A 1,657-nucleotide genomic window follows, 5' to 3' on the forward strand; every position below is an offset into this window, starting at 1 on the left:
ACTGTCAACGAAGTAGAATAGGCATCTTCCGAAGCAGATAGACTGGCATATTCAAACTTCCACTGCAGGTCTGTCGGATTGCCTGAAACAATGCCGAGCCCTAGACCAGCGACTGAGTAACTGTCTTCTCCTGCCTTGCCATCTCGCGAAAGGAAGCTTGCATAGATATTATCGAAAAACTTCAGCCCCAATCCCAAATCGCTTGTTTCATTAGAAACATCACCACTATAGGTTCCCATTCCATAGCCAATTGCGAACGATTCACCTACTTTAAACGCACCTCGAAACCCAGTACCGTTGCTTGAGTTAGCACCCCCATCAATTGTTTCGTTAATGACAAAATCAACTTCACCTCCAGCACTTTCTCCAATTAACGAGAAACCCACATCTTGTTTGGCAACATCTCCTGCATCTAACATGTTGTAACGTAGGTTTCCAGTCTCTCTCCAGACTGTTCCAACTGGATTAATATGACTACGATTACTTGAAAGATAAGGAGTTGCTACCTGTGCTTGGGCAACTTCAGCTAGTCCCAGTGCTGCTAAAGCGAATATCCATGCTCGCTGCAAGCGAATCTTCATAACGGTTCTCCACCTAAAGATTTTGAATGGCGATTCATTTTCCCACTGAATTTGGTTAACTACTAATTTGGCTGAGAATGCTCCCACCGGGACTCGAACCCAGAGCTTCGGATTAGGAATCCAACGTTTTATCCGCTTAAACTATGGGAGCTTTTTTTCATGACTAAACCAGATTTCAAAAGTCTGTGAAAATGTGCTCCGAATCTAATTTGACAATAAATTTCTCAACAACCACAGCTTTTTCTGCGATAATAGTTGAAGCCAGCTGTTAACTTCACACCTGTTTCTGACTCACCATCTTCAAACGATCGGGAGTACACATCTACTCTAAACGCAGATCCATCCTGATCATCCCAACCAAAACCAAGTATTTGTCGATCATAGCTATTACTATCTTCTATCTCTAACAAAAGTATCCACCTGATAGCTCTAACTTCAAAAACAATTTGAGAACTCGTATAAATCTCCTCACTTGCTGCTAAGTTCGTATACTCAAGTTTCCATTGTTCAGATATACTACCTGATATAAACCCTACAGAAGTAGTGGCAACTGAATAACTTAATTCATCAATTTTCTTTCCACTCGATAAGTAACTTGCATGAAATCTATCAAGCTTTAATCCTAAACCCAAGTCAGCACTTGATTGTTCAATATCACCACGCTGAGATTCAGAGGCATAGCCAACTGTGAATGACTTCCCAAATTGATAGGACCCTCTAAAACCTGTTTCTTCAATCGTATTGTTGTCTATGTAACCAGTCTCGTTTATGTAGTCAGCTTCAAGACCATAACGCTGACCAATAAATGAAAATCCAACTTCTTGCCTAAGAGCTCTCCCAGTATTCAATGAGCCATATCGAAAATTTCCGGTTTCACGTAGAACTGCGCCTATTGGGTTGACATGACTTTGGTTTGTTGACAAATAAGGTGTAGCGTATTGTGCAAATATAGGTTCAATTATACTAAGAAATAAAATTAGAGAAGCAATTAACTTCATAATATTTATTCTCGTCAAGTCTACTCAAATTATTTTTTTTCTAACTAATCATATATTGAATGATTCAAAAAATTTTAT

General features: G+C 39.5%; 2 protein-coding genes and 1 tRNA gene. All 3 read right to left on the minus strand.

Features of this window, described 5'->3' with window-relative positions; genetic code table 11:
- Positions 1-581 (minus strand): hypothetical protein (locus P8O70_11380; GenBank protein ID MDG2197474.1); only part of this gene is annotated, 581 nt, incomplete at its 3' end.
- Positions 582-659: 78 nt separating this feature from the next.
- A tRNA-Arg gene (locus tag P8O70_11385) sits at positions 660-732 on the minus strand.
- Between the two features lie 73 nt (positions 733-805).
- Complete coding sequence (locus P8O70_11390) at positions 806-1,579, minus strand: hypothetical protein (protein MDG2197475.1); 774 nt, start codon at positions 1,577-1,579, stop codon at positions 806-808.
- Between the last annotated feature and the right edge of the window lie 78 nt (positions 1,580-1,657).

This window comes from SAR324 cluster bacterium (assembly GCA_029245725.1).
Lineage (GTDB): Bacteria > SAR324 > SAR324 > SAR324 > NAC60-12 > JCVI-SCAAA005.

What these genes read in the sequence shown, in the direction of transcription:
- P8O70_11390 (MDG2197475.1), bottom strand. Translation starts at nt 1,579, where the DNA reads ATGAAGTTAATTGCTTCTCTAATTTTATTTCTTAGTATAATTGAACCT.